This window comes from Nitrospirillum guaranorum (assembly GCF_034653275.1).
Taxonomy (GTDB): Bacteria; Pseudomonadota; Alphaproteobacteria; order Azospirillales; family Azospirillaceae; genus Nitrospirillum.
Genome location: NZ_JAYEES010000003.1, coordinates 2,316,957 through 2,334,773 on the forward strand (window position 1 = coordinate 2,316,957; position 17,817 = coordinate 2,334,773).

Sequence of the window (17,817 nt, forward strand, 5' to 3'; positions counted from 1 at the left end):
CCCCTCCCTCATTGCCAGAACAGCCGGTCGGCATCCACGGTCAGCGGGTCCAGCAGGTCGCGCAGCCGGCCGTAACTGCCGTGCAGTTCCCAGGCCCCCCGGCGATGGTCCTTGCGGTACAGGAACCAGGTGCCCTGACGGCATTCGATCAGGGCGACGTCGATGACCCCGCCGCTGGCATCGACGTTGCGGGAGCAACAGGGGCTTTCGACACGGTAGCCGTCCGCCGCCGGCAGAACGCTGGGCTGGACGTAGAGGTAGCGCTTGCGCGCCGTCAGCGCGCGTTCGATGCGCTTGCGGTCCAGGTCGTTGGGGTGGGCGCCCCATCCCAACGGCGCGATGCTTTGCCGGGGTGCTGCCATCCTGCACATCCTGCTTCGATCCAGGTGCCTCACGGCGTTTCGGTTCAAGAGCGATCCGTTCATAGCGGCTCGATCTCTTCCTCCAGGCATCCGATGACCCGGAGACCAGCGAATTCGATAAGGTAGACGGGGGTATTGGTTTCCGTGTGGGTCCCGACCTGCACGATCTCACCGGTCTCACCGGCACGGGCCAGCACCGCGTCCACCCCGGCATCGGGGTAGGAACCATCGTTGCGCAGGTCGGCCAAGACATGGACCCGCTGGCCCCATTGGTATTTGGGCAGGCGGGGTTCGATCATGATGGCCCCCCTTCCCAGACGCGCGGCCGCGCGGTGGGCAACGGCAGGTCGGCGTCATCCTCGGCGGCGGCCACCGCGTCCAGCTCCTTGCGCTTCATGCCCACGCGATAGCCGGTGTCCACGAATTCGACACCGTAGATGTAGAACTGCTGCAAGAAGGTGCCGATGCTGACGACGTAGCCCTCCTCTCCCTTGCGGGCCAGGATGTCGCCGATCTCCTTGCCGGCGTAGGTGCCGTCGTTGCGGATGGTGCGGCGGGACCGCACCTTGTCGCCATAGGTGAAGACCGGTGGATCGACGATCTCCACCACGTCACTGTCGCGAACGATGTTGCTCATGGCACCCTCTCCTTGTGCGCATCGCCCCCGGCGGCGGACAGGCGGGACAGCGCCATCTCGCGCACCAGGATGTCCTCATCTCTGTCCAGGGTGGCCACCTGGGTCAGGGGCGCCCGGCCCGCAACCTCGAACCGCACGCGCCAGTCCGGATCGCGGCCCAGGCGCGGCAGCAGGTCCGCCGGCAGGCGCCTCGCCACCTCCAGCCGAACGATGGCGTCGGCGTCGGCCACCATGGGCAGAAGCCAGTCGGCGGGGATGCGACAGGCCACCACCCGGCGCACCTCCGGCTCCTTGTCCGCCATCATCCGCACCAGTAGGGGGGCCTGTACCCGCCGCGCCACCACCAGGCGGACGTAATAGTCGGGGTCGGCCATCATGGGGATCAACTCCGCATCGGCCAGCAAGGTGGCGACGCGGATGCGCACCTCCCGATGCGGATCGTCACGCAGGCGCAGGACATAACGCTTGGGCAGACGGCGCACGGCGTTCCACCGCACCGTTTCCTCCGCGTCGTCCAGCAAAGGCGGCAGCAGGAAGACGTCGGCGTGCTTGGCCGCGATGGCCCGCACCTCGAAATGGGGATGGCGCAGATAGCCGTTGGCCTGGTCCGGGTTCCAGTTGAAAAAGCGGTCGATGCGCCGGGCATAGCGGTCGTTGACGCAGGCGTGCATCAGCCGGCAGCGGCCGGCGTCGCGCAAGGCCAGATGCCCACAGACATCGCAGGACACCGCCGCCCCCAGCCAATCCACCGCCTCGTCGATATCAATCATGATCGTCCTGCCCCATGCGCTGTATGACGTTCAGCAGGACCTCGGCGCCGACCTTGTCGGTGGGATCCAATTCCAGCAGCTTCAGCACGGCGGCCAACCCTTCATCCAGGTTGCCCAGGCGCATCTGCAGGTAGGCGTAACCCTTCAAGGTGAACAGGAAGAAGCGGGGCAACTGGGCGTCATAGCGGCCGAACGCGGCATCACTGGCGGTGACCTGGCGCCAGTCGGCGGGCAGGCTGTTGTCCCGCGCCGCCTTGGCCAGGCACAACCGCGCCACGTCCAGCGCGTCGCCTAGTCGCCCCTTGTAGAAATAGAAGCGGTAGAAGGCGATCAGGACCGCGGCATGCCCCGGGGCCGCCAGCCGGGCGTGCCGCAGGTGCCCCAGGGCGACCTCGTCCAGGTGGTAGGCCTGGCCGGCGGCGCTCAAATGGTATTCGGCCTCGGGCGGCAAGCCGCCGCCCAGCAGGGCGTCGGCCAGCATCGCGTCCTCCGCGACGGCCATCCGCCGATCACCCCATGCGCCCGAAGCCATCATGCGTCAGGTCCTCCCCGCCCGCCTTACTGGATCTGGACCGGCGCGCCGTGATGCGACCCGCACGACACGGCCTTGGGGTCGTGGAAGACCAGGCCGGTGTGCGAACCACCGTCGGCGAAATCGATGGTGACACCTTGCAGCAGCAGGCGGCTCTCCACCGGCAGGAACAGGCGCAGACCGTCGCGTTCGACGACGGCGTCGCCCGGCCGGGCCGCACTCTCCACGCTGATGTCCGCAGACAGACCGGAACAGCCGCCCGGGCTCAACACCAGGCGGAAGCCGCTGCCTGGGCCGCCGTCGGCACGCACCATGAAGCGGATGAAGCGCTCCGCGGCGGGGGTGATGGTGAAGCTCATGAGCAAAGTCTCCTTTACGCCGGCAACTGGTAGCGGGGGTACGAGGTGTCGATGACGCAGGTGTTGTCGACCGGGCAGACGGCGGCGCACTGCGGCGCGTCGAAATGGCCCAGGCACTCCGTGCACTTTTTGGGATTGATGACGAAGGTGCCGTTCTTTTCCGAAATGGCCACGTTGGGGCATTCGGCTTCGCAGGCGGAACAGCTGGTGCACTGGGATGCGATGATCTTCAAGGCCATGACAGGATGCTCCTCTTGGGGGATATCCTGGCGCGGCGGGGATGCGGGCCCCGGCCGCGCCAGGCGCCTCAGGCTGCGACGATCAGCGCGCCCTGGCGGATGGCGGCGTCGCCGCGCGGTCGGTGTTCCAGCGCACCGCTGGCCACCTTTTCCAGATAGCCCTTGAACCAGGCGATGGCCGACTTCTCGATGAATTCGTGGGCGTAGCCGTCCACGGGTTCGATGCCAGCCTTGGTCAGGTCGTCCTTGGGGCAGCCGCCGATCTTGGCGACAAAAACGGCGTGGCAGTCGTTGATGGCGCGGATGACGGTTTCCAGGCCGCCTTCGTCGCCGTAGCCGCCCTGGCAGTACAAATCCACCCGCCGATGGCCGACGAACTTGGCGCCGGCCGTGGACAGCTCATAAACCTGGAATTCCTTGGCGTGGCCGAAATGCTCGTTGATCAGGCCGGAGCCCTTGGTCGCCACCGCCACCAGCAGGGTGATGTCGCTGCTCTCCCCCGCCAGGGTGGCCAGTTCCTCATGCTTGGCCGCCACCTTGGCCACGCGCTCCGCCTCAACCTTGGCCTGGTAGGCCCTGCGACCATCCAGGTCATAGGCGACCTCCATCTCCATGATCTTTTCGGTGGTGAATTCGGCGCTGCGGTCCTCGCCCAGCAGGCCGACAGCATCGGCCCGGCACTGGCGGCAGTGCCGCATCATGTTCATCTCGCCCTCGCAGCTGTCCTGCAGGGCCTTCAGCTCCTGCGCAGTGGGGCCGCGCTGGCCGGTCAGGCCGAAGACGGTGCCATGCTCGGGCGCTGAGATCAGGGGCATGATGTTGTGCAGGAAGGCGCCGCGCGACTTCACGGCCCGGTTCACCTCCACCAGGTGCCGGTCGTTGACCCCGGGGATCATGACGGAGTTGACCTTGCACAGGATGCCGCGCGCCGTCAGCATCTCCAGGCCCTGCAACTGCCGGTCCGTCAGGATCTTGGCCGCCTCCACGCCGGTGTAGCGCTTGTGGTTCCAGAAGATCCACGGGTAGATCTTCGCGCCGATTTCCGGATCCACCATGTTGATGGTGATGGTCACGTGATCGACGTTGTAGCGGGCGATGGTGTCGACATGGTCGGGCAGCGCCAGGCCGTTGGTGGACAGGCACAGCTTGATGTCCGGCGCTGTCTGGGAAATCAGCTCGAACGTCTTGAAGGTCTTGGCCGGGTTTGCCAGCGGGTCGCCCGGGCCGGCGATGCCCAGCACGGTCATCTGTGGAATGGTGGAGGCGACGGCCACCACCTTCCTGGCCGCCTGCTCCGGCGTCAGCCGCTCGCTGACCACGCCGGGGCGGGATTCGTTGGCGCAGTCATACTTGCGGTTGCAGTAATTGCATTGGATGTTGCAGGCGGGCGCCACCGCCACATGCATGCGGGCGTAATGGTGGTGTGCCTCCTCGCTGTAGCAGGGGTGGTTCTTCACCTTCTCCCAAATCTCGGTGGGCAGGTCGCCCTGGCCCGCGGCGGACCCGCAGCTGGCCTTGCCGCTGCCGCCCTGGGTGCCGCAGCCCTTATGCTCCGCCACCTGCTGCATCACGGCGTCAATGGTGACGAGGGGCGTGGTAAGGGGGCTGGCGGCGGGCCCATCCTGCTGCGTCGATGCATGCATGGTCATTCCTCGCTTATGGGCGGCCCCCGCTTGCGGAGCGGAAGGCCGGCGGTCGTATGTCAGGGCCGTGTCATCGCACGGCGGTTTCGCGACAGGCGTATGCGACAGGCGGGTCAGGCCGCCCCAGCCAGGATGGCGGCGGCGCGCTTCAACGGCAGGGCGATGGGGGTGACGCCCTGCGACACCAGGAATTTCACCTCGTTACGGGTCAGCACGTCCGGATCGACAACGGCATGGTGCGTCGGACCCGACCGCTTGGTGACTTGGCGGGCGTAGGTGCGCAGCAGCTGGTCGTGGAACCGGCAGCCCAGGAACAGGAAGCCGCGGTCCCGGCGCCGCTCCTTCACCACATCGGGAATGGGCGTCTGGATGTCGATCTCCGTCAGCACCTCGACATAGTCTGCGTCGGAGATCAGGAAGTTCCGCGCCGGCAGGGCGCCGCCATGGGGCTTGTACAGCAGGGTGGTCCACCCGGCCGCCGCGTCGCGGCCCACCTCCGCTCCACCCGCGTCGTAGAAGCGGTACCAACGATCCTCGCCGATGCCGGCGCGGCTGATGCCCTGCACCTCCCCCCAGTCGGCCCCCTGGGCCGCCAGGGCGGAGCGCATGGCGCCGTCGTACCAGGTGTCGACGATCAGGGGCAGGCCCAGGCCGGCCAGGTGGAGATGCAGGGCCGTGGGCGCCACGGGCGCCTGGAACGCCTCCGCCATCCAAGCGGACAGGGTGGAGCGGTGCTTGTAGCTTTCGATATGCTGGGCGGATGCCCAGGCGTTGCCCTTGGCGCGGCGCGGCAGGGCCGCCTTGCCGGCGAAGAAATCCGCCAGCGCCTCGGGCGTAGCCGGCGCCGGTGACGCCGCACCGGGCGTCAGCAGCTGGGCCAGGCCCGCCCCCAGGTAGGGCACTACCCGGCCTTGCCGCAAATCGGCGGCCAGGTCGGCCAGCAGGTCTTCCGCCGCGGCCGTCGTGTCGGGCAACGCCAGCGCCATGGTCATTGCCCGTCCTCCTCATCACCGCGCTTACGCGCGTTGACCGTGATGGGCAGGCGCGTGTCCGCCGCCATGGGCGGCAGATCCAGCACCCAGCCGTTGGCGATGCGCACCCAGCCGCCCCACAGCGTCTCGTGCTCCGCCGCCACCACGGGTTCCTCAAGGTCCTTCTTGGGCACATAAATCGACAGGCCGCTCTCGGGCGAGCGGCGGATCATCACCTTCATCGACCGGTTCCTTGATCCTGGTCTCGGGGGGAGTGACTTGAATTCAGCAAGGGCCGTGCCAGGCGCCACCCGCGCGGAGAGACGGCGGAATAGCTGGGGTTTCACGGTTTTGGCCCGCCTTCCGCCAACGTCGGGAACCCGACAGCCCCTGTCGCATCCGCGACCGGATTGGCCCTCGTCGGTGGCTGCGGGTGCGGGATCGGTGGGGCTGGGGATTGGCATGACGCCTGCATCCAGCGGATAATTCCCGCACGTCGTCGGGACCGTTCCAGCCGACAGGAGGCCCCATGCCTGACAGCCTCGCCTACACCCGGAATCTTTTGAACTTGGCCGCCGTGATCTATCAGCCGGCGGATGATGTCGACCGCCTGCTGGCCACCTTCGCCGAAGGCCTGCGCGCCGCCGGCCATGCCATCGGCGGCATCGTCCAGCGCAACATGCGCAACGAGTGCGGCCCGGTGAAGCTGATGGAAGTGGTGGACTTACGGACGGATCGGGTCATCCCGATCTGCCAGAACCTGGGGCCGGGCTCGACCTCATGCCGGCTGAACCAGGCGGGCCTGGCCGATGCCGCCCAGGCCGTCAGCCAGGCCATCGGCGAGGGCGTGGACCTGGTCATCATCAACAAATTCGGCAAGACCGAGGCTGAGGGCGGGGGCCTGCGCACTGAACTGGCGGCGGCGATCGGCGTCGGCCTGCCCGTGCTGACCGCCGTGCCGGAACGCTTCTATGGCGCCTGGCTGGCCTTTACCGGCGGTTACGGCACGACGCTGCTGTGCGATGGCGCCATCATCGCCGACTGGTGGAATGAGACCTCACGCTGGGCGGCCGCCCGGCGACGGGACAGCGTCGGCGAGGCCGCCGCCTGACACGAAAAAGGGGGCAGGCCATCAGCCGCCCCCTTCCCCTGGCCTGGTCGCCCTTCGCGCCTTACTTGCCGATGATCACATCCGACGACTTGATGATGGCGGACACGGTGTCGCCCACCTTGATCTCCAGGTCGTCCACCGACTCATTGGTGATGGATGAGGTGATGAGGCAACCGTTGGCGATCTCGATCTTCACATGGGCGGTGGTGACGCCCTTGGTGACGGAAACGACCTTGCCTTCGATAACGTTGCGCGCGCTGAGCTTCATTGTGGAGACCTGCCTTCTGGAGATGCGACGGAGGGATCAGAACTTCTTGACCGGGATGTTGTGCTTGGTCAGCGCGTAGCCGACCTGCCGGGGTGTGAGGTTCAGCAGCCGGGCGGCCTTGGCCTGGACCCACCCGGCCGTTTCCATGGCCTGCAGCAAGCGCTCACGCTCCGACAGGCCATCGCCCTGCGCCACGCTGCAGCTTCCCGATTGCGGGCAAGCGCCGGGCCGCGCCGCGGCGGCGTCCACCGGGCCATCCGTCGGAGACGGCGGAGGGGGCACGCGGGGAATGATTTTGAACGAGGCACCCGTGCCGATGGCACCCTTCCACAGGGTGGACGACAGGCATTCGTCATGGTGGCAGGCGAAGTCGTCCGCCACGATCCTGGGCTCTTTCGCCAGGGTCGCCGTCCGCCGCACGCAGTTCTCCAACTCGCGGACGTTGCCGGGGAAATAACAGGCTTCCAACACGTTCTTGGCCGAGGTGGTCAAGGCCATGTGCGTGCCGTGTTCCTGGTTGAAGCGCCGCAGGAATTCGCTGGCCAGCAGGTCCACATCCTCCCGCCGGTCGCGCAGGGCTGGCAGCGCGATGGAGACGACGTTGATGCGATAGTAGAGGTCGGCGCGGAACTCCCCCTTGGCCACCGCGTCCTCCAGGTTCCGGTTGGTCGCCGTGACCAGCCGGACATCGACCTGCAAGGTGCGCGAGCCGCCCACCCGCTCGAACTCGCCCTCCTGAAGGACGCGCAGCAGCTTGGCCTGGAAGGATGGGGAGATCTCCCCGATCTCATCCAGGAACAGGGTGCCGCCGTGCGCCAGCTCGAACCGGCCCTTGCGTTGGGCGAGCGCGCCGGTGAAAGCACCCTTCTCATGCCCGAACAACTCGGACTCCAGCATGGATTCCGGCAGGGCGGCGCAGTTCAACTTGACGAACGGTCCCTTGCGGCGGGGCGACAGGTCATGGGTGGCGCGGGCGAACAGCTCCTTGCCGGTGCCGGACTCCCCGCGCAGCAGGACCGTGGAATTGCTGCGGGCCACGATCTTGATCTTGTCGACCACCGCGCGTATGGCCGGGCTGGCCCCCACGATGCCTTGGACGCCCGTCCCCTGGCCGCCACTCGCCTGAATCCCGGCCTCACGGTCCGGCCGCACGGTTTCCGACAGCTCCTTCTCCAGCCGGCGCTGCGCGCTCATCAGTCGTTCGCGGTCCCGGCCGATGACGTCGTGCAGGCGGACCGTCTGGCCGACCAGGTTGGCGATCATCACCAGGAAGCGGACATCCTCATCCAGGCGGACCATGGTCCGCCCGTCCCAGGTCCGGTCCAGGGTCAACGTGCCGATGACCCGGTCCCGTTCCTTGATGGGCACGCCGATGAACGAGACGCGGGCGTCGGTGTCCCATTCCACCGGCGACCAATCGGCGAACAACGGGCTGTCCGCCACACTTTCCACCACCACCGGCATCTGCGTGGTGACAACCTGGCCGATGGCCCGTTCCGGCAACCGGTCAAAATAGCTCTTGGCGTTCTTTTCCGTCCATCCCAGGCCCACCACCACCTCGGGAGAGCCGTCGTCACCCAGCAAGGCGATGATGCCGTGGTGCATTTCCAGGAAGCTGGACAGCAGCGCAAGGACGTTGGACAGCGTGGTTTCCAACCGAGCCGGGACGGCCAGAATCTTGGAAATCTCATAGACGCCGTGCAGCGCGATTTCCGCACGGGTGGAGAATTCGCTGCTCCGTGACGCCCCACCCGCTTGCGGTGCGGAAAGGGTCAGCGGGGAGGCAGACAGCGATGAGGCGGCACCAGTCATAGGCATCGGACGTCTCCTCTTGTCTGAGGCCTAACCATCCGACATCCGGTATCGGTCGTCGTGAACCGAATAACCAACTGTCTATAGTTAGTTTCGCAGGTGCGAAACGCAGGCGCAAGAGAATTTATTTTCAAAACCCGAACGATCATTAGTTCAGCCGGCAAATTAAAAAGACTAAGGAAGTATTCATGCCGGGGAGATACTGACCTGGATGTCCGTCGGCGGGGCATGGAATGGGGCGGAGGTGACCAGCGTATCCGCGCCGGCGGCGGCATAAGCCGCGGCGTTGCCGGCGTTGATGCCACCAGCCGCGGCAATGATGGGGCGGCCGTCGCCGTGCTTGGCGATGCGGCGCACCAGAGCCGCCACCGCATCGGGGGGAACTTCTCCAGCTGGATGACGTCGGCGCGAGCGGCGGCGGCGGCCATGGCTTCGGCCTCCGACGTCACCTCGACCATCACCGCCCGCTCCGGCACCCGCCGTTTCAGGATGGCGATCGCCATCGCCAGATCGTCACCCAGGAAGGCCCGGTGTTCCGGGAAGACCAGCAGGGTATCGGATAGGCCCAGGCGATGAACCTCGCCTCCGCCGGCGATGACCGCCTTCAGGGACAGATGGCGGGTGTAGGGGACCGACTTGCGCGTGCACAGCACCGGGATGCCGGGCTTCACCGCCTGGGCCGCCGCGACGATGTCATGCGTCAGCGTGGCAATGCCCGAGGCCCATTCCATCACCGTCTGCGCCACCTTCCATCCCGCGTGCAGGGCCGTCGCCGGCCCTTCGGCCGTCAGCAAAGGGGCGCCCGGCGCGTAAGTTCCGCCGGCCTCGGCCGCGAACGGCACCGTGGCCCCCAGGCGCATGAGCAGCCGCGCCGCCTCGTCCACCCCGGACAGCACCAGCGCCGGCCGGGCGGCGAAGGTCATGCGGCCGGGACGGGCGCCGATGCCCAGCGCGCGGGTGGTGAGGTCGCCGAAGCGCAAGTCCTCCTCCACCAGGCGCTCGATCTCCGCATCCGAAAGGCGCCAGGCCTGGGTGTCGCCGTCCGCATCCATGGGCTCAGCCGAACTTGAACAGGACGCCGAAACCGCCGCGCGGGTAGTTCCATTCCACCTCGCCCGTCTTGGCGGTGACGACACGGCAGGTGCCGCATTCCACGCAACCGTCCACCACCGCCTCCACCTGCCCCTTGTCATTCCGGCTGTAGCAGCCAGCGGGACAGAGGTGGGTCAGGGCCAGAAGCGCCTTGGATGGCGCCTCGTGCGGCTTGATCCTGATGTGCGGCCGCCCCGCATCCACCAGATAGCGGTTCTGGAACAGGCGCTCCTCGACCTTCACGACCGGCCCGGCCGGTCCGACATCCACCATGCTCATCGCCATGACCTCGCCAGTTTGACGGCGTCGCCTATCAGGCCGGGCAGCGTCCGGCCCTGGCGCAGCGCCTTGAAGATCTGCTTTTCCTTGGTGCGCTTGTCGACGCCGTCCACCCGGAACCAGGTCTGGGCCGCGGCGCTGATCAGCTTGGGATAGAGGCCGAACACCTGCTTGTTCCGGTGCAGGAAATCCGGAATGCGCCGGTATTTCTTCAGATCCTTCATGACGAAGGTCTCATTCAGACGGCGTTCGTATTCCGCCAGGTTCTGTTTGGTCGTGGCCTCGCGCCGCCGCTTCAGCCACACCACCGTCTCACCCGCGATGCGGCCGGTGGTCATGGCCAGGTTGGAACCCTCGCGGTGCACGGCGTTGACGAATTGCCCGGCGTCACCCACCACGATCCAGCCATCGCCATAGAGTTCCGGCATGGCGTTGAAGCCGCCCTCCGGGATCAAATGGGCCGCGTATTCCTTGCATTCTGAGTTTTCCAGCAGCGGCCGCACGCTGGGGTGGCGCTTGAACGCCTCCAGCAGGCCATAGGGGGATCGGCCGCCTTCCACCATGTCGGACACGATGCAGCCGATGCCGACACTGATGGATTCCTGGTTGGTGTACAGGAAGGCCGTACCCGTCATGCCGTCGGTGATGGTTCCCATGGCCTCGATCACCACGCCCTCGTTGCCCTTGAGGTTGAAGCGGCTCTCGATGACCTCGCGGGGCAGGAAATGCATCTCCTTCACCGCCAGCGCCACGGTGTCGGGCTTCAGCTCAGGACGAAGGCCGGAGCGCTGGCCCACCAGGCCGTTCACCCCTTCGCCCAGGATGACCACGTCGGCGAAGGCGGTGCCGCCGTCGCGGTCGGTGCGCACGCCGATGACCCGGCCCTGCGGGTCGCGCAACAGCTCCGTCACCGTGGTCTCGCACAGCAGGACGGCCCCGGCCTCGCGCACCTTGCCGCTGAACCACTTGTCGAACTGGGCGCGGATGATGGTGTAGCGGTTGGGCTTCTCCTCGTTGAAGTCCTCCGACCGGTAGTGCATGCCGACGTAGGACGTGTCGTCCATGGTCCACAAGCGCTGTTCGATCACATGACGCTCCAGGGGCGCGTCCTCGCGGAAATCCGGGATGATCTGTTCCAGGGCGTCGGCATAAAGGATGGCGCCCTGCACGTTCTTCGATCCGGGATATTCGCCCCGCTCCAGCTGCAGGACCTTCAGCCCCTCCTTCGCCATGGTGTAGGCAGCGGCGTTACCGGAGGGGCCCGCGCCGACGACGATGGCGTCAAACCGTTCTTCAATCATGCCTTCCTCCCTCACCCAGCGAGACGATTGACCGACAGGTGCGCGCGGAAGGCCTCGGTCAGGGCCGGCAGCAACTCGATGGCGTCGGCCACCACGCCCAGATGGGCGAATTCGAAGATGGGGGCGTTGGGGTCGGTGTTGATGGCGACGATGGTGTCCGCCCCCTCCACCCCCACCCGGTGCTGGATGGCGCCGGAAATGCCGGCGGCGATGTACAGCTTGGGCCGGATGGTCTTGCCGGTCTGGCCGATCTGCCGGTCGGCGCTGATCCAGCCCTTCTGCACCAGGGGGCGGGAGCCGCCATAATCGCCGCCCAGCACCTCCGCCAACGCCCGGACCAGCTGGAAATTCTCCGCCGAGCGCAGGCCCAGGCCGCCGGCGACGACGATATCGGCGTAGGCCAGTTGAGCCTTGTCGGATTCCCGGTCGGCCACGAAGCGCAGCACCTTGGTGACCACGTCGTCCTCCGCCAGATTCAGCGGGTGGACCAGGATGCGCCCCCAGCGGCCGGGCTGGCGGGCGGGCATGGCCATGACCCGGGGCCGCACGGTTGCCATCTGCGGGCGGTAGTTCAGGGTCATGATGGTGCACAGCAGGGACCCGCCGAAGGTCGGCCGCGTTGCCGCCAGCGATCCTTCGTCATCGATGGCCAGTTCCGTGCAATCCGCCGTCAGGCCAGTCTGCAGGGTGGTCGCGACCGATCCCGCCAGGTCGCGACCCAGGTTGGTGGCGCCCAGCAGCAGGATCTCCGGCTTGTGGGTGTTGACCAGCTCGGTCATGGCCCGGGTGTAGGCCTCGTTGCGGTAATGGGCCAGGACGGGATCGGTGACGGTGTAGACCAGATCGGCACCGTGTTCGAAGCAGGCGGCGGCCACCTGGGCGGCGGTCAGGTCATCGCCGCAGAGGATGACGCCCGCCAGTTCCACCCCCCGCTTGTCGGCCAGCTTGCGCCCTTCGCCCAGCAGTTCCAGGGAGACGGGATGGACCACGCCGTGCTCGCACTCCACGGCCACCCAGACATGCTTGTAGGCCTTGAAATGCTCCGGCAATTCGCGCTTCGTGCCGGCCCGGCCGGCTGGCGTCGGCTTGGGTGCGTCGGTCATGATGTGCCCCCTGTCCCTTGCAATGCCCCGGCTCACTGGCCGGCGGAAAACGCAACAACTCGCCCTCAAGCCCCGGCTGGTATTTGAAAAGCTCGGCCATCACCGATGCCGCCAGGGCCTCGGTCGTCAGATCGGTGGTCGGCACCTGGCGCACCTTTTCCGCCCGCGCCTGCGGGGCGAAGACCTTCTTGACGATGGTGGGCGATCCACGCAGGCCGCACTTGGCCAGGTCGGTGATGCCGGCGTCGGCCGCGTTCCACTTGATGACGGTGGCGCGGGCGGCGCGGTAGGCGTCGTCCAGGCTGCCGCGCCGGATCTCGTTCACGCCTTCCAGCATGGTGATCAGCACCGGCATGCGGGTGGACAGCACCTGCACCCCGCCCTCCGCCCGCCGTTCCACGGTGATGGTGCCGGCGGCGGCATCCAGGTCGGCGATCCGCGATACGTAGGTCAGCTGGTTCAGGCCCAGGCGCTTGGCGATGCCGGGGCCGACCTGGGCCGTGTCGCCATCGATGGTCTGCTTGCCGGTGAAGACGATGGGTGGCACGCCGAATTCCTCGCCGATCTTGGCCAGCGCCGCCGCCAGCGCGAAGCTGGTGGCCAGCGTGTCGGACCCGGCGAAGGACCGGTCGGTCAGCAGCACCGCCCGGTCGGCGCCGTAGGTCATCGCCTTACGCAAGGAATCCTCGGCCATGGGTGGCCCCATCGTCAGGACCGTCACCTCGCCCCCCAACCGGTCCCGCAGGCGCAAAGCCTCCTCCAGCGCGAACAGGTCATAGGGGTTGATGATGGTGGGCACACCCTGGCGCATGATGGTGTTGGTCACCGGATGCACCCGGATCTGCGCGCTGTCGGGCACCTGCTTCATGCAGACGACGATATGCATCGGTCCTCTCCTAAACGGGTGTTCCCTCGATGAAACGCAAGGGCCGTGCCATCGGCCAAGCCATTGGAAACACTTAATACCTCTGCCACCTTCACCCGCCGCCTTGTCGGATAGGCGACATCGATGTCGCCTCTATTCCACCACCGGCCCCAAGGCGGCCAGCGGCACGAAGGGCTTGGCCGGCGCCGCCTTGGGCGCAACGGCGTCCCGGTGCACCTTGAACAGCCGCTCGGCGATGGGGGAGGAGGCCACGAAATCCTGGTAGGCCTGTTCCAGGTGGGCGCGGCACAGGGCGCGGATCGCCCCTTCGTCCAACCCGTCGAAGGCGGCCTCCTCCTCGCTGCCCCGCAGGTACTGGCCCATGCGGCGCAGGATATGCAGCCGGGCCACGCGCACGACGGCGACGTCGTAGGGTACCTCCAGGAAGACGAAGAATTCCTCGGCCGCCGACAGCCGTCCCAATTCCGCCAACACGCCCATTGCATCACCCTTCATTTGAGGTTCGATCACGCGCAGGCGGCCGGCGTCTCCCGGCCGCCAAGCTGCGCCTGTAGTTCGGCCACGCGGCCTTGCAGGTGACCCATCCGCGCCTCCAGGAAGGCGACGCGGTCGATCAGCAGCGACAGCGCCTCCCCCACCGGATCGGGGATCAGGTGGTGTTCCAGGTCGATACGCCCATAGGGCTGGTCGGCGGCGGCCCGGCGGTCGCGCGGATCGCGGACGATGCGGCCGGGTATGCCCACCACCGTCATGGCCGGCGGCACATCCGACACGACGACGGAGTTGGCGCCGACGCGGGCACCGGCGGCGACGGTGATGGGGCCCAGCACCTTGGCCCCGGCACCGATCAGGACGCCGTCGCCGATGGTTGGATGGCGCTTACCCGGGGACCAGCTGGTCCCGCCCAAGGTGACGCCATGGTACAGCGTCACGTCGTCGCCGATCTCCGCCGTCTCGCCGATCACCACACCGGCGCCATGGTCGATGAAGAAGCGCCGGCCGATGCGGGCGCCGGGATGGATGTCAACGTTGGTCACCAGCCGGGCGAACCAGGCCAGCAGACGTGCCGGGAACCGCCATCCGCGCCGCCACAGCCGGTGGGCCGCGCGGTGATGCAGGACGGCGTGCACGCCGGGATAGGTCAGCGCGATTTCCAGGGCGTGCCGCGCCGCCGGATCACGCCCCTTCACGCAGGCGATGTCCTCGGCCACCTGGGCCCATAGGCTGGCGTCGCGCGGCGGCATCCTCCCCTCCTCAATCGCCCGTGGCCTCGTAGAACTTCAGCAGTTCGCCCTCGTTGACCGGCCGCTTCCAGGCGACGGCGCAATTGCGCACCTCCTCCAGCACGCGGCGCGCGCGGCCCTCGTCCGGCGCCAGGCCCAGGGCCGCCAGCGCGTTGTTGATGGCCGCCATGCCGGAGTGCTTGCCCAGGACGATGGAGCGCACGCGCCCGAACCAGGCGGGGTTCAGCGCCTCATACGTTTCCGGGTCGCGCAGCAGGCCCGATACGTGGATACCGGATTCATGGGTGAAGACCGCCGACCCGACGATGGACTTGGCCGCCGCGATGGGCCGGCCGGCCGCCGTGGCCACCAGTTCGGCCAAGTCCGTCAACTGCGTCATGTCCACGCCCGTGCGCCGGCCGGCGATGGGACCCAGAGCCGCCACCACCTCTTCCAAGGCGGCATTGCCCGCCCGTTCGCCCAGGCCCAGCACACAGACGCTGGCATGCGTGGCGCCACCCCGGATGGCGGCCAGGGTGTTGGCCGTGGCCAGGCCCAGATCGTCGTGGCCGTGGAACTCCAGCTCCAGATCGGTTTCCGCGCACAATTGGCGGAAAATCTCATGGGTGCGGAAGGGGTCCAACACGCCCACGGTGTCGGCGAAGCGGAAGCGGTGGGCGCCGGCGTCATCCGCGGCGTTCACCACCCGCATCAGGAAATCCAGATCGGCGCGGCTGGAGTCCTCGCCCCCCACCGCGACGGCAAGGCCACGGTCGCGGGCGTAGGACACCACCCGCCGGATGCGGGGCAGGATTTCCTGCCGACCGCTCTGGAACTTCACCCAAATCTGGCGGTCGGACACCGGCACCGACAGGTTGACGCGGGTCAGGCCGGTGCGGACCGCCGCGTCCACGTCGGCTTCGGTCATCCGGCACCAGGCGATGGCGGCCGACTTGCTGACGGCCTGCCCCACCGCGGCGATGGCATCGACCTCCGCCGGGCCCATGGCGGGAACGCCGGCCTCGATCTCATCCACGCCGGCGGCCTCCAGCCGGCGGGCGATGGTGACCTTCTCCTCCACCGTGAAGGCGACGCCGGGCGCCTGCTCGCCGTCACGCAGCGTGGTGTCGTTGATGATGATGGGCGGAGCGTTCAGCATCATGGGGAGACTCCTCACGGGCAAAGGGCGGATTGGGTCAGCTCGGCGACGGCCGCAAGGTCGCGCCATGGCGGAGAATTCAGCCGCAGGCGGCCGACGATGTCCGGCAGCACCGCCAGGACACGCTCCACCTCCGCCAGGGTGGTCTCGGTCGACAGGGAAAAGCGGACGGCGCCCCGCACCGCCTGGGACGGCACGCGCATGGCCCGCAGGACATGCGACGGCTCCATACCCCCGGCGGCACAGGCCGAGCCGGAAGAAGCGGCGATGCCGGCACGGTCCAGCATCAGCAGCAGGGCTTCGCCATCCACATAGTCGAAGACGATGTTGGTGGTATTGGCCAGCCGGTCGCCCGCGTCCCCCAGGATGACGCAGCGCTCCACACGCCGCAGCAGCCCCTCCTCCAGGCGGTCGCGCAGCAGGCGCACCCGCGCCAGGCCATCCGGCGAGGTATTGGCCGCCAGCGCGGCCGCCACCCCCAACCCAACGATGGCGGGTACATTCTCCGTCCCGCCGCGCCGGCCCCGTTCCTGCCGGCCACCCCGGATCAGCGGCCGGAACGGCACACCCTTGCGCAGGTACAGGGCCCCGATGCCCTTGGGCCCATGAAGCTTGTGGCCGGACAGGGACAGCATGTCGATGTCCAGGCCCTGAAGGTTGACGGGGTGCTTGCCCACCGCCTGCACGGCATCGGTGTGGAACAGGGCGCCCGCCCGACGGGCGCGCCGGGCGAGATCGGCGATGGGGAAGAGCACACCGGTCTCGTTGTTCGCCCACATGACGCTGACCAGCGCCGTGCGCGGGCCCAAGGCGCGCTCGAAATCGTCGATGTCCAGCCGGCCATCGGCGTCCACGCCGATAATGTGTGCCTTGGCCCGCCCGGTCTTTTCCAGGTGTGCCACCAGGGCCAGGATGGCCGGATGTTCCACCGCCGTGGTCACGATCTCATTCCGACCGGGCTGCACCTCCAGGGCGGACATCAAGGCGGTGCTGTTGGCCTCCGTCCCGCCGGAGGTGTAGATGATCTCATGGTCATGGGCGGCCCCCAGCAGGGCCTGCAACTGACGACGCGCGGCGCGCACCCCGTCCGCCGCCGCCATCCCCGGGCCATGGCTGGATGAGGCGTTGGCGAACCGCTCGTTGAAATAGGGCAGCATGGCCGCGACCACGGCGGGATGGGTGCGGGTCGTCGCGTTGTTGTCGAGATAGATCGGCTGCATGGATCGCTGCCCCGTTCAATGCGTGAGCTTAGTGGCTGGCCCCCGGCCGGCCCATCACCGGCACCAGCCGCACGAAGGTGCCCAGCCGTTCGACCACCCGGGCCTGGATGCCCTCCAGCGTGGCGCTGCTGAGACGGCACATCACGCAGGCGCCGGCCAGGCGCACCCTGACGGTATCGCCGTCGATACCCAGGAATTCGCAATCGCCGCCGTCACGCTGCAGGGCGGAGCGGATTTCGGCGATGGCATCCCGGATGACGCTGGCACGCGGGTCTTCGGCCGGGGCGACAGGGTCGGTGGGCTCGGATATGGGCGTGGGAAGAAGCATGGCGCGGCCCTCAACCAAAGGACTTGCCGCAGCCGCAGCTGGACTTGGCGTTGGGATTGTCGAAGGTGAAGCCCGACCCTTCCAGCGCCACCACGAAGTCGATGGTGGTGCCGGCCAGCAGCTCCTGGCTTTTGCTGTCGATGAAGACCTTCACGCCATCCTGGTCGACGACGGTATCCTCGGGGCCCGCCTCGCCCACCAGGCCCATCATGTATTTGTAGCCGGCGCAGCCGCCGGCATCGACGGTGATGCGCAGCCCGCCGGCGGGGTCGGCGGCGCCAGCGATGGCGCTGCGCACCGCGTTCAAGGCGCTGTTGGTCAGTGTGATCATGGCGGCACCCTTTATGGGAGGTGAGGTGGGTTCGCGAACCCGGCGCAAGGCCATTCCGCAAAACGCGTGCCATCGCATAATTCGTTGGAAAGCCCGGATATTTCCCACATCACCCTGTTGCCTTTGCGACCCCCTGTCGGATTCGCGACACGCGATGGCGGCCCTTTCCCCCTGCCCGCGCAAGGCCCTGC

General features: G+C 67.7%; 24 protein-coding genes. 1 reads left to right on the forward strand and 23 read right to left on the reverse strand.

Annotated features, from left to right (window positions below):
• Positions 1-8: 8 nt before the first annotated feature.
• From UAJ10_RS19515 to nifT, 10 genes are all read right to left on the reverse strand, one after another.
• Positions 9-362 carry a DUF3024 domain-containing protein gene (locus UAJ10_RS19515; protein ID WP_322916862.1) on the reverse strand — a complete coding sequence of 118 codons (354 nt, stop codon included), beginning with the start codon at positions 360-362 and terminating at the stop codon, positions 9-11.
• 59 nt (positions 363-421) lie between these two features.
• Positions 422-661, reverse strand: coding sequence for a nitrogen fixation protein NifZ (locus UAJ10_RS19520; protein ID WP_322916863.1), 240 nt, complete (start codon positions 659-661; stop codon positions 422-424).
• Complete coding sequence (locus UAJ10_RS19525; protein ID WP_322916864.1) at positions 658-999, reverse strand: nitrogen fixation protein NifZ; 342 nt, start codon at positions 997-999, stop codon at positions 658-660. The genes UAJ10_RS19520 and UAJ10_RS19525 overlap by 4 nt, the downstream gene beginning before the upstream one ends.
• Entirely contained in the window at positions 996-1,769 is a 774-nt protein-coding gene (locus UAJ10_RS19530) for a 4Fe4S-binding leucine-rich repeat protein (protein WP_322916866.1), read from the reverse strand. Before UAJ10_RS19530 ends, UAJ10_RS19525 begins: the two co-directional genes overlap by 4 nt.
• Complete coding sequence (locus UAJ10_RS19535) at positions 1,762-2,271, reverse strand: tetratricopeptide repeat protein (RefSeq protein ID WP_322916867.1); 510 nt, start codon at positions 2,269-2,271, stop codon at positions 1,762-1,764. Before UAJ10_RS19535 ends, UAJ10_RS19530 begins: the two co-directional genes overlap by 8 nt.
• A 56-nt stretch (positions 2,272-2,327) precedes the next feature.
• Complete coding sequence (locus UAJ10_RS19540) at positions 2,328-2,660, reverse strand: HesB/IscA family protein (protein WP_322916869.1); 333 nt, start codon at positions 2,658-2,660, stop codon at positions 2,328-2,330.
• A gap of 14 nt (positions 2,661-2,674) precedes the next feature.
• Entirely contained in the window at positions 2,675-2,899 is a 225-nt protein-coding gene (locus UAJ10_RS19545) for a 4Fe-4S binding protein (protein ID WP_044559131.1), read from the reverse strand.
• 68 nt (positions 2,900-2,967) lie between these two features.
• Positions 2,968-4,542 (reverse strand): nitrogenase cofactor biosynthesis protein NifB, encoded by a 1,575-nt coding sequence (gene nifB, locus UAJ10_RS19550; RefSeq protein WP_322916871.1) that lies wholly within the window; start codon positions 4,540-4,542, stop codon positions 2,968-2,970.
• A gap of 113 nt (positions 4,543-4,655) precedes the next feature.
• Positions 4,656-5,534, reverse strand: coding sequence for an SIR2 family NAD-dependent protein deacylase (locus UAJ10_RS19555; RefSeq protein ID WP_322916873.1), 879 nt, complete (start codon positions 5,532-5,534; stop codon positions 4,656-4,658).
• On the reverse strand, positions 5,531-5,755 hold the full coding sequence (nifT, locus tag UAJ10_RS19560; protein WP_322916875.1) for a putative nitrogen fixation protein NifT: 225 nt from the start codon (positions 5,753-5,755) through the stop codon (positions 5,531-5,533). The genes UAJ10_RS19555 and nifT overlap by 4 nt, the downstream gene beginning before the upstream one ends.
• Positions 5,756-6,042: 287 nt before the next feature.
• Between nifT and UAJ10_RS19565 the strand changes: the two genes are divergently transcribed.
• On the forward strand, positions 6,043-6,624 hold the full coding sequence (locus UAJ10_RS19565; RefSeq protein ID WP_322916877.1) for a DUF2478 domain-containing protein: 582 nt from the start codon (positions 6,043-6,045) through the stop codon (positions 6,622-6,624).
• A 61-nt stretch (positions 6,625-6,685) separates the two neighbouring features.
• On the opposite strand, the gene UAJ10_RS19570 is transcribed toward UAJ10_RS19565, so the two are convergent.
• The 13 genes from UAJ10_RS19570 to UAJ10_RS19630 form a co-directional block, all read right to left on the reverse strand.
• Positions 6,686-6,892, reverse strand: coding sequence for a TOBE domain-containing protein (locus UAJ10_RS19570; RefSeq protein ID WP_322916879.1), 207 nt, complete (start codon positions 6,890-6,892; stop codon positions 6,686-6,688).
• A gap of 36 nt (positions 6,893-6,928) precedes the next feature.
• Complete coding sequence (gene nifA / locus UAJ10_RS19575; protein WP_322916881.1) at positions 6,929-8,710, reverse strand: nif-specific transcriptional activator NifA; 1,782 nt, start codon at positions 8,708-8,710, stop codon at positions 6,929-6,931.
• Entirely contained in the window at positions 8,701-9,756 is a 1,056-nt protein-coding gene (gene modD, locus UAJ10_RS19580; protein WP_322916883.1) for a ModD protein, read from the reverse strand. Before modD ends, nifA begins: the two co-directional genes overlap by 10 nt.
• Positions 9,757-9,760: 4 nt before the next feature.
• Positions 9,761-10,075 (reverse strand): ferredoxin family protein, encoded by a 315-nt coding sequence (locus UAJ10_RS19585; protein WP_322916885.1) that lies wholly within the window; start codon positions 10,073-10,075, stop codon positions 9,761-9,763.
• Complete coding sequence (locus UAJ10_RS19590; protein ID WP_322916886.1) at positions 10,072-11,376, reverse strand: FAD-dependent oxidoreductase; 1,305 nt, start codon at positions 11,374-11,376, stop codon at positions 10,072-10,074. The genes UAJ10_RS19585 and UAJ10_RS19590 overlap by 4 nt, the downstream gene beginning before the upstream one ends.
• A gap of 11 nt (positions 11,377-11,387) precedes the next feature.
• A complete protein-coding gene (locus UAJ10_RS19595; protein ID WP_322916887.1) occupies positions 11,388-12,365 on the reverse strand; it encodes an electron transfer flavoprotein subunit alpha/FixB family protein in 978 nt (325 codons plus the stop codon).
• Positions 12,268-13,347 (reverse strand): electron transfer flavoprotein subunit beta/FixA family protein, encoded by a 1,080-nt coding sequence (locus UAJ10_RS19600; RefSeq protein WP_322916888.1) that lies wholly within the window; start codon positions 13,345-13,347, stop codon positions 12,268-12,270. The genes UAJ10_RS19595 and UAJ10_RS19600 overlap by 98 nt, the downstream gene beginning before the upstream one ends.
• A gap of 150 nt (positions 13,348-13,497) precedes the next feature.
• Entirely contained in the window at positions 13,498-13,860 is a 363-nt protein-coding gene (nifW, locus tag UAJ10_RS19605; protein ID WP_416235384.1) for a nitrogenase stabilizing/protective protein NifW, read from the reverse strand.
• Between the two features lie 11 nt (positions 13,861-13,871).
• Complete coding sequence (gene cysE, locus UAJ10_RS19610; protein ID WP_322916890.1) at positions 13,872-14,609, reverse strand: serine O-acetyltransferase; 738 nt, start codon at positions 14,607-14,609, stop codon at positions 13,872-13,874.
• Between the two features lie 10 nt (positions 14,610-14,619).
• On the reverse strand, positions 14,620-15,750 hold the full coding sequence (nifV, locus tag UAJ10_RS19615) for a homocitrate synthase (RefSeq protein ID WP_322916892.1): 1,131 nt from the start codon (positions 15,748-15,750) through the stop codon (positions 14,620-14,622).
• Positions 15,751-15,761: 11 nt separating this feature from the next.
• Positions 15,762-16,967: a cysteine desulfurase NifS gene (nifS, locus tag UAJ10_RS19620; protein ID WP_322916894.1), complete on the reverse strand. Its 1,206-nt coding sequence runs from the start codon at positions 16,965-16,967 to the stop codon at positions 15,762-15,764.
• Positions 16,968-16,995: 28 nt separating this feature from the next.
• The gene (locus tag UAJ10_RS19625) at positions 16,996-17,295 is read right to left on the reverse strand and encodes a NifU family protein (RefSeq protein WP_322916895.1); all 300 of its coding nucleotides are present in this window, start codon (positions 17,293-17,295) and stop codon (positions 16,996-16,998) included.
• 10 nt (positions 17,296-17,305) lie between these two features.
• A complete protein-coding gene (locus UAJ10_RS19630; protein WP_044559146.1) occupies positions 17,306-17,626 on the reverse strand; it encodes an iron-sulfur cluster assembly accessory protein in 321 nt (106 codons plus the stop codon).
• Positions 17,627-17,817: the final 191 nt, after the last annotated feature.

Coding starts and splice junctions, on each gene's coding strand:
- UAJ10_RS19515 (WP_322916862.1), bottom strand. CDS start 362: ATGGCAGCACCCCGGCAAAGCATCGCGCCGTTGGGATGGGGCGCCCAC.
- UAJ10_RS19520 (WP_322916863.1), bottom strand. CDS start 661: ATGATCGAACCCCGCCTGCCCAAATACCAATGGGGCCAGCGGGTCCAT.
- UAJ10_RS19525 (WP_322916864.1), bottom strand. CDS start 999: ATGAGCAACATCGTTCGCGACAGTGACGTGGTGGAGATCGTCGATCCA.
- UAJ10_RS19530 (WP_322916866.1), bottom strand. CDS start 1,769: ATGATTGATATCGACGAGGCGGTGGATTGGCTGGGGGCGGCGGTGTCC.
- UAJ10_RS19535 (WP_322916867.1), bottom strand. CDS start 2,271: ATGGCCGTCGCGGAGGACGCGATGCTGGCCGACGCCCTGCTGGGCGGC.
- UAJ10_RS19540 (WP_322916869.1), bottom strand. CDS start 2,660: ATGAGCTTCACCATCACCCCCGCCGCGGAGCGCTTCATCCGCTTCATG.
- UAJ10_RS19545 (WP_044559131.1), bottom strand. CDS start 2,899: ATGGCCTTGAAGATCATCGCATCCCAGTGCACCAGCTGTTCCGCCTGC.
- nifB (WP_322916871.1), bottom strand. CDS start 4,542: ATGCATGCATCGACGCAGCAGGATGGGCCCGCCGCCAGCCCCCTTACC.
- UAJ10_RS19555 (WP_322916873.1), bottom strand. CDS start 5,534: ATGACCATGGCGCTGGCGTTGCCCGACACGACGGCCGCGGCGGAAGAC.
- nifT (WP_322916875.1), bottom strand. CDS start 5,755: ATGAAGGTGATGATCCGCCGCTCGCCCGAGAGCGGCCTGTCGATTTAT.
- UAJ10_RS19565 (WP_322916877.1), top strand. CDS start 6,043: ATGCCTGACAGCCTCGCCTACACCCGGAATCTTTTGAACTTGGCCGCC.
- UAJ10_RS19570 (WP_322916879.1), bottom strand. CDS start 6,892: ATGAAGCTCAGCGCGCGCAACGTTATCGAAGGCAAGGTCGTTTCCGTC.
- nifA (WP_322916881.1), bottom strand. CDS start 8,710: ATGCCTATGACTGGTGCCGCCTCATCGCTGTCTGCCTCCCCGCTGACC.
- modD (WP_322916883.1), bottom strand. CDS start 9,756: ATGGATGCGGACGGCGACACCCAGGCCTGGCGCCTTTCGGATGCGGAG.
- UAJ10_RS19585 (WP_322916885.1), bottom strand. CDS start 10,075: ATGAGCATGGTGGATGTCGGACCGGCCGGGCCGGTCGTGAAGGTCGAG.
- UAJ10_RS19590 (WP_322916886.1), bottom strand. CDS start 11,376: ATGATTGAAGAACGGTTTGACGCCATCGTCGTCGGCGCGGGCCCCTCC.
- UAJ10_RS19600 (WP_322916888.1), bottom strand. CDS start 13,347: ATGAAGCAGGTGCCCGACAGCGCGCAGATCCGGGTGCATCCGGTGACC.
- nifW (WP_416235384.1), bottom strand. CDS start 13,860: ATGAAGGGTGATGCAATGGGCGTGTTGGCGGAATTGGGACGGCTGTCG.
- cysE (WP_322916890.1), bottom strand. CDS start 14,609: ATGCCGCCGCGCGACGCCAGCCTATGGGCCCAGGTGGCCGAGGACATC.
- nifV (WP_322916892.1), bottom strand. CDS start 15,750: ATGATGCTGAACGCTCCGCCCATCATCATCAACGACACCACGCTGCGT.
- nifS (WP_322916894.1), bottom strand. CDS start 16,967: ATGCAGCCGATCTATCTCGACAACAACGCGACGACCCGCACCCATCCC.
- UAJ10_RS19625 (WP_322916895.1), bottom strand. CDS start 17,295: ATGCTTCTTCCCACGCCCATATCCGAGCCCACCGACCCTGTCGCCCCG.
- UAJ10_RS19630 (WP_044559146.1), bottom strand. CDS start 17,626: ATGATCACACTGACCAACAGCGCCTTGAACGCGGTGCGCAGCGCCATC.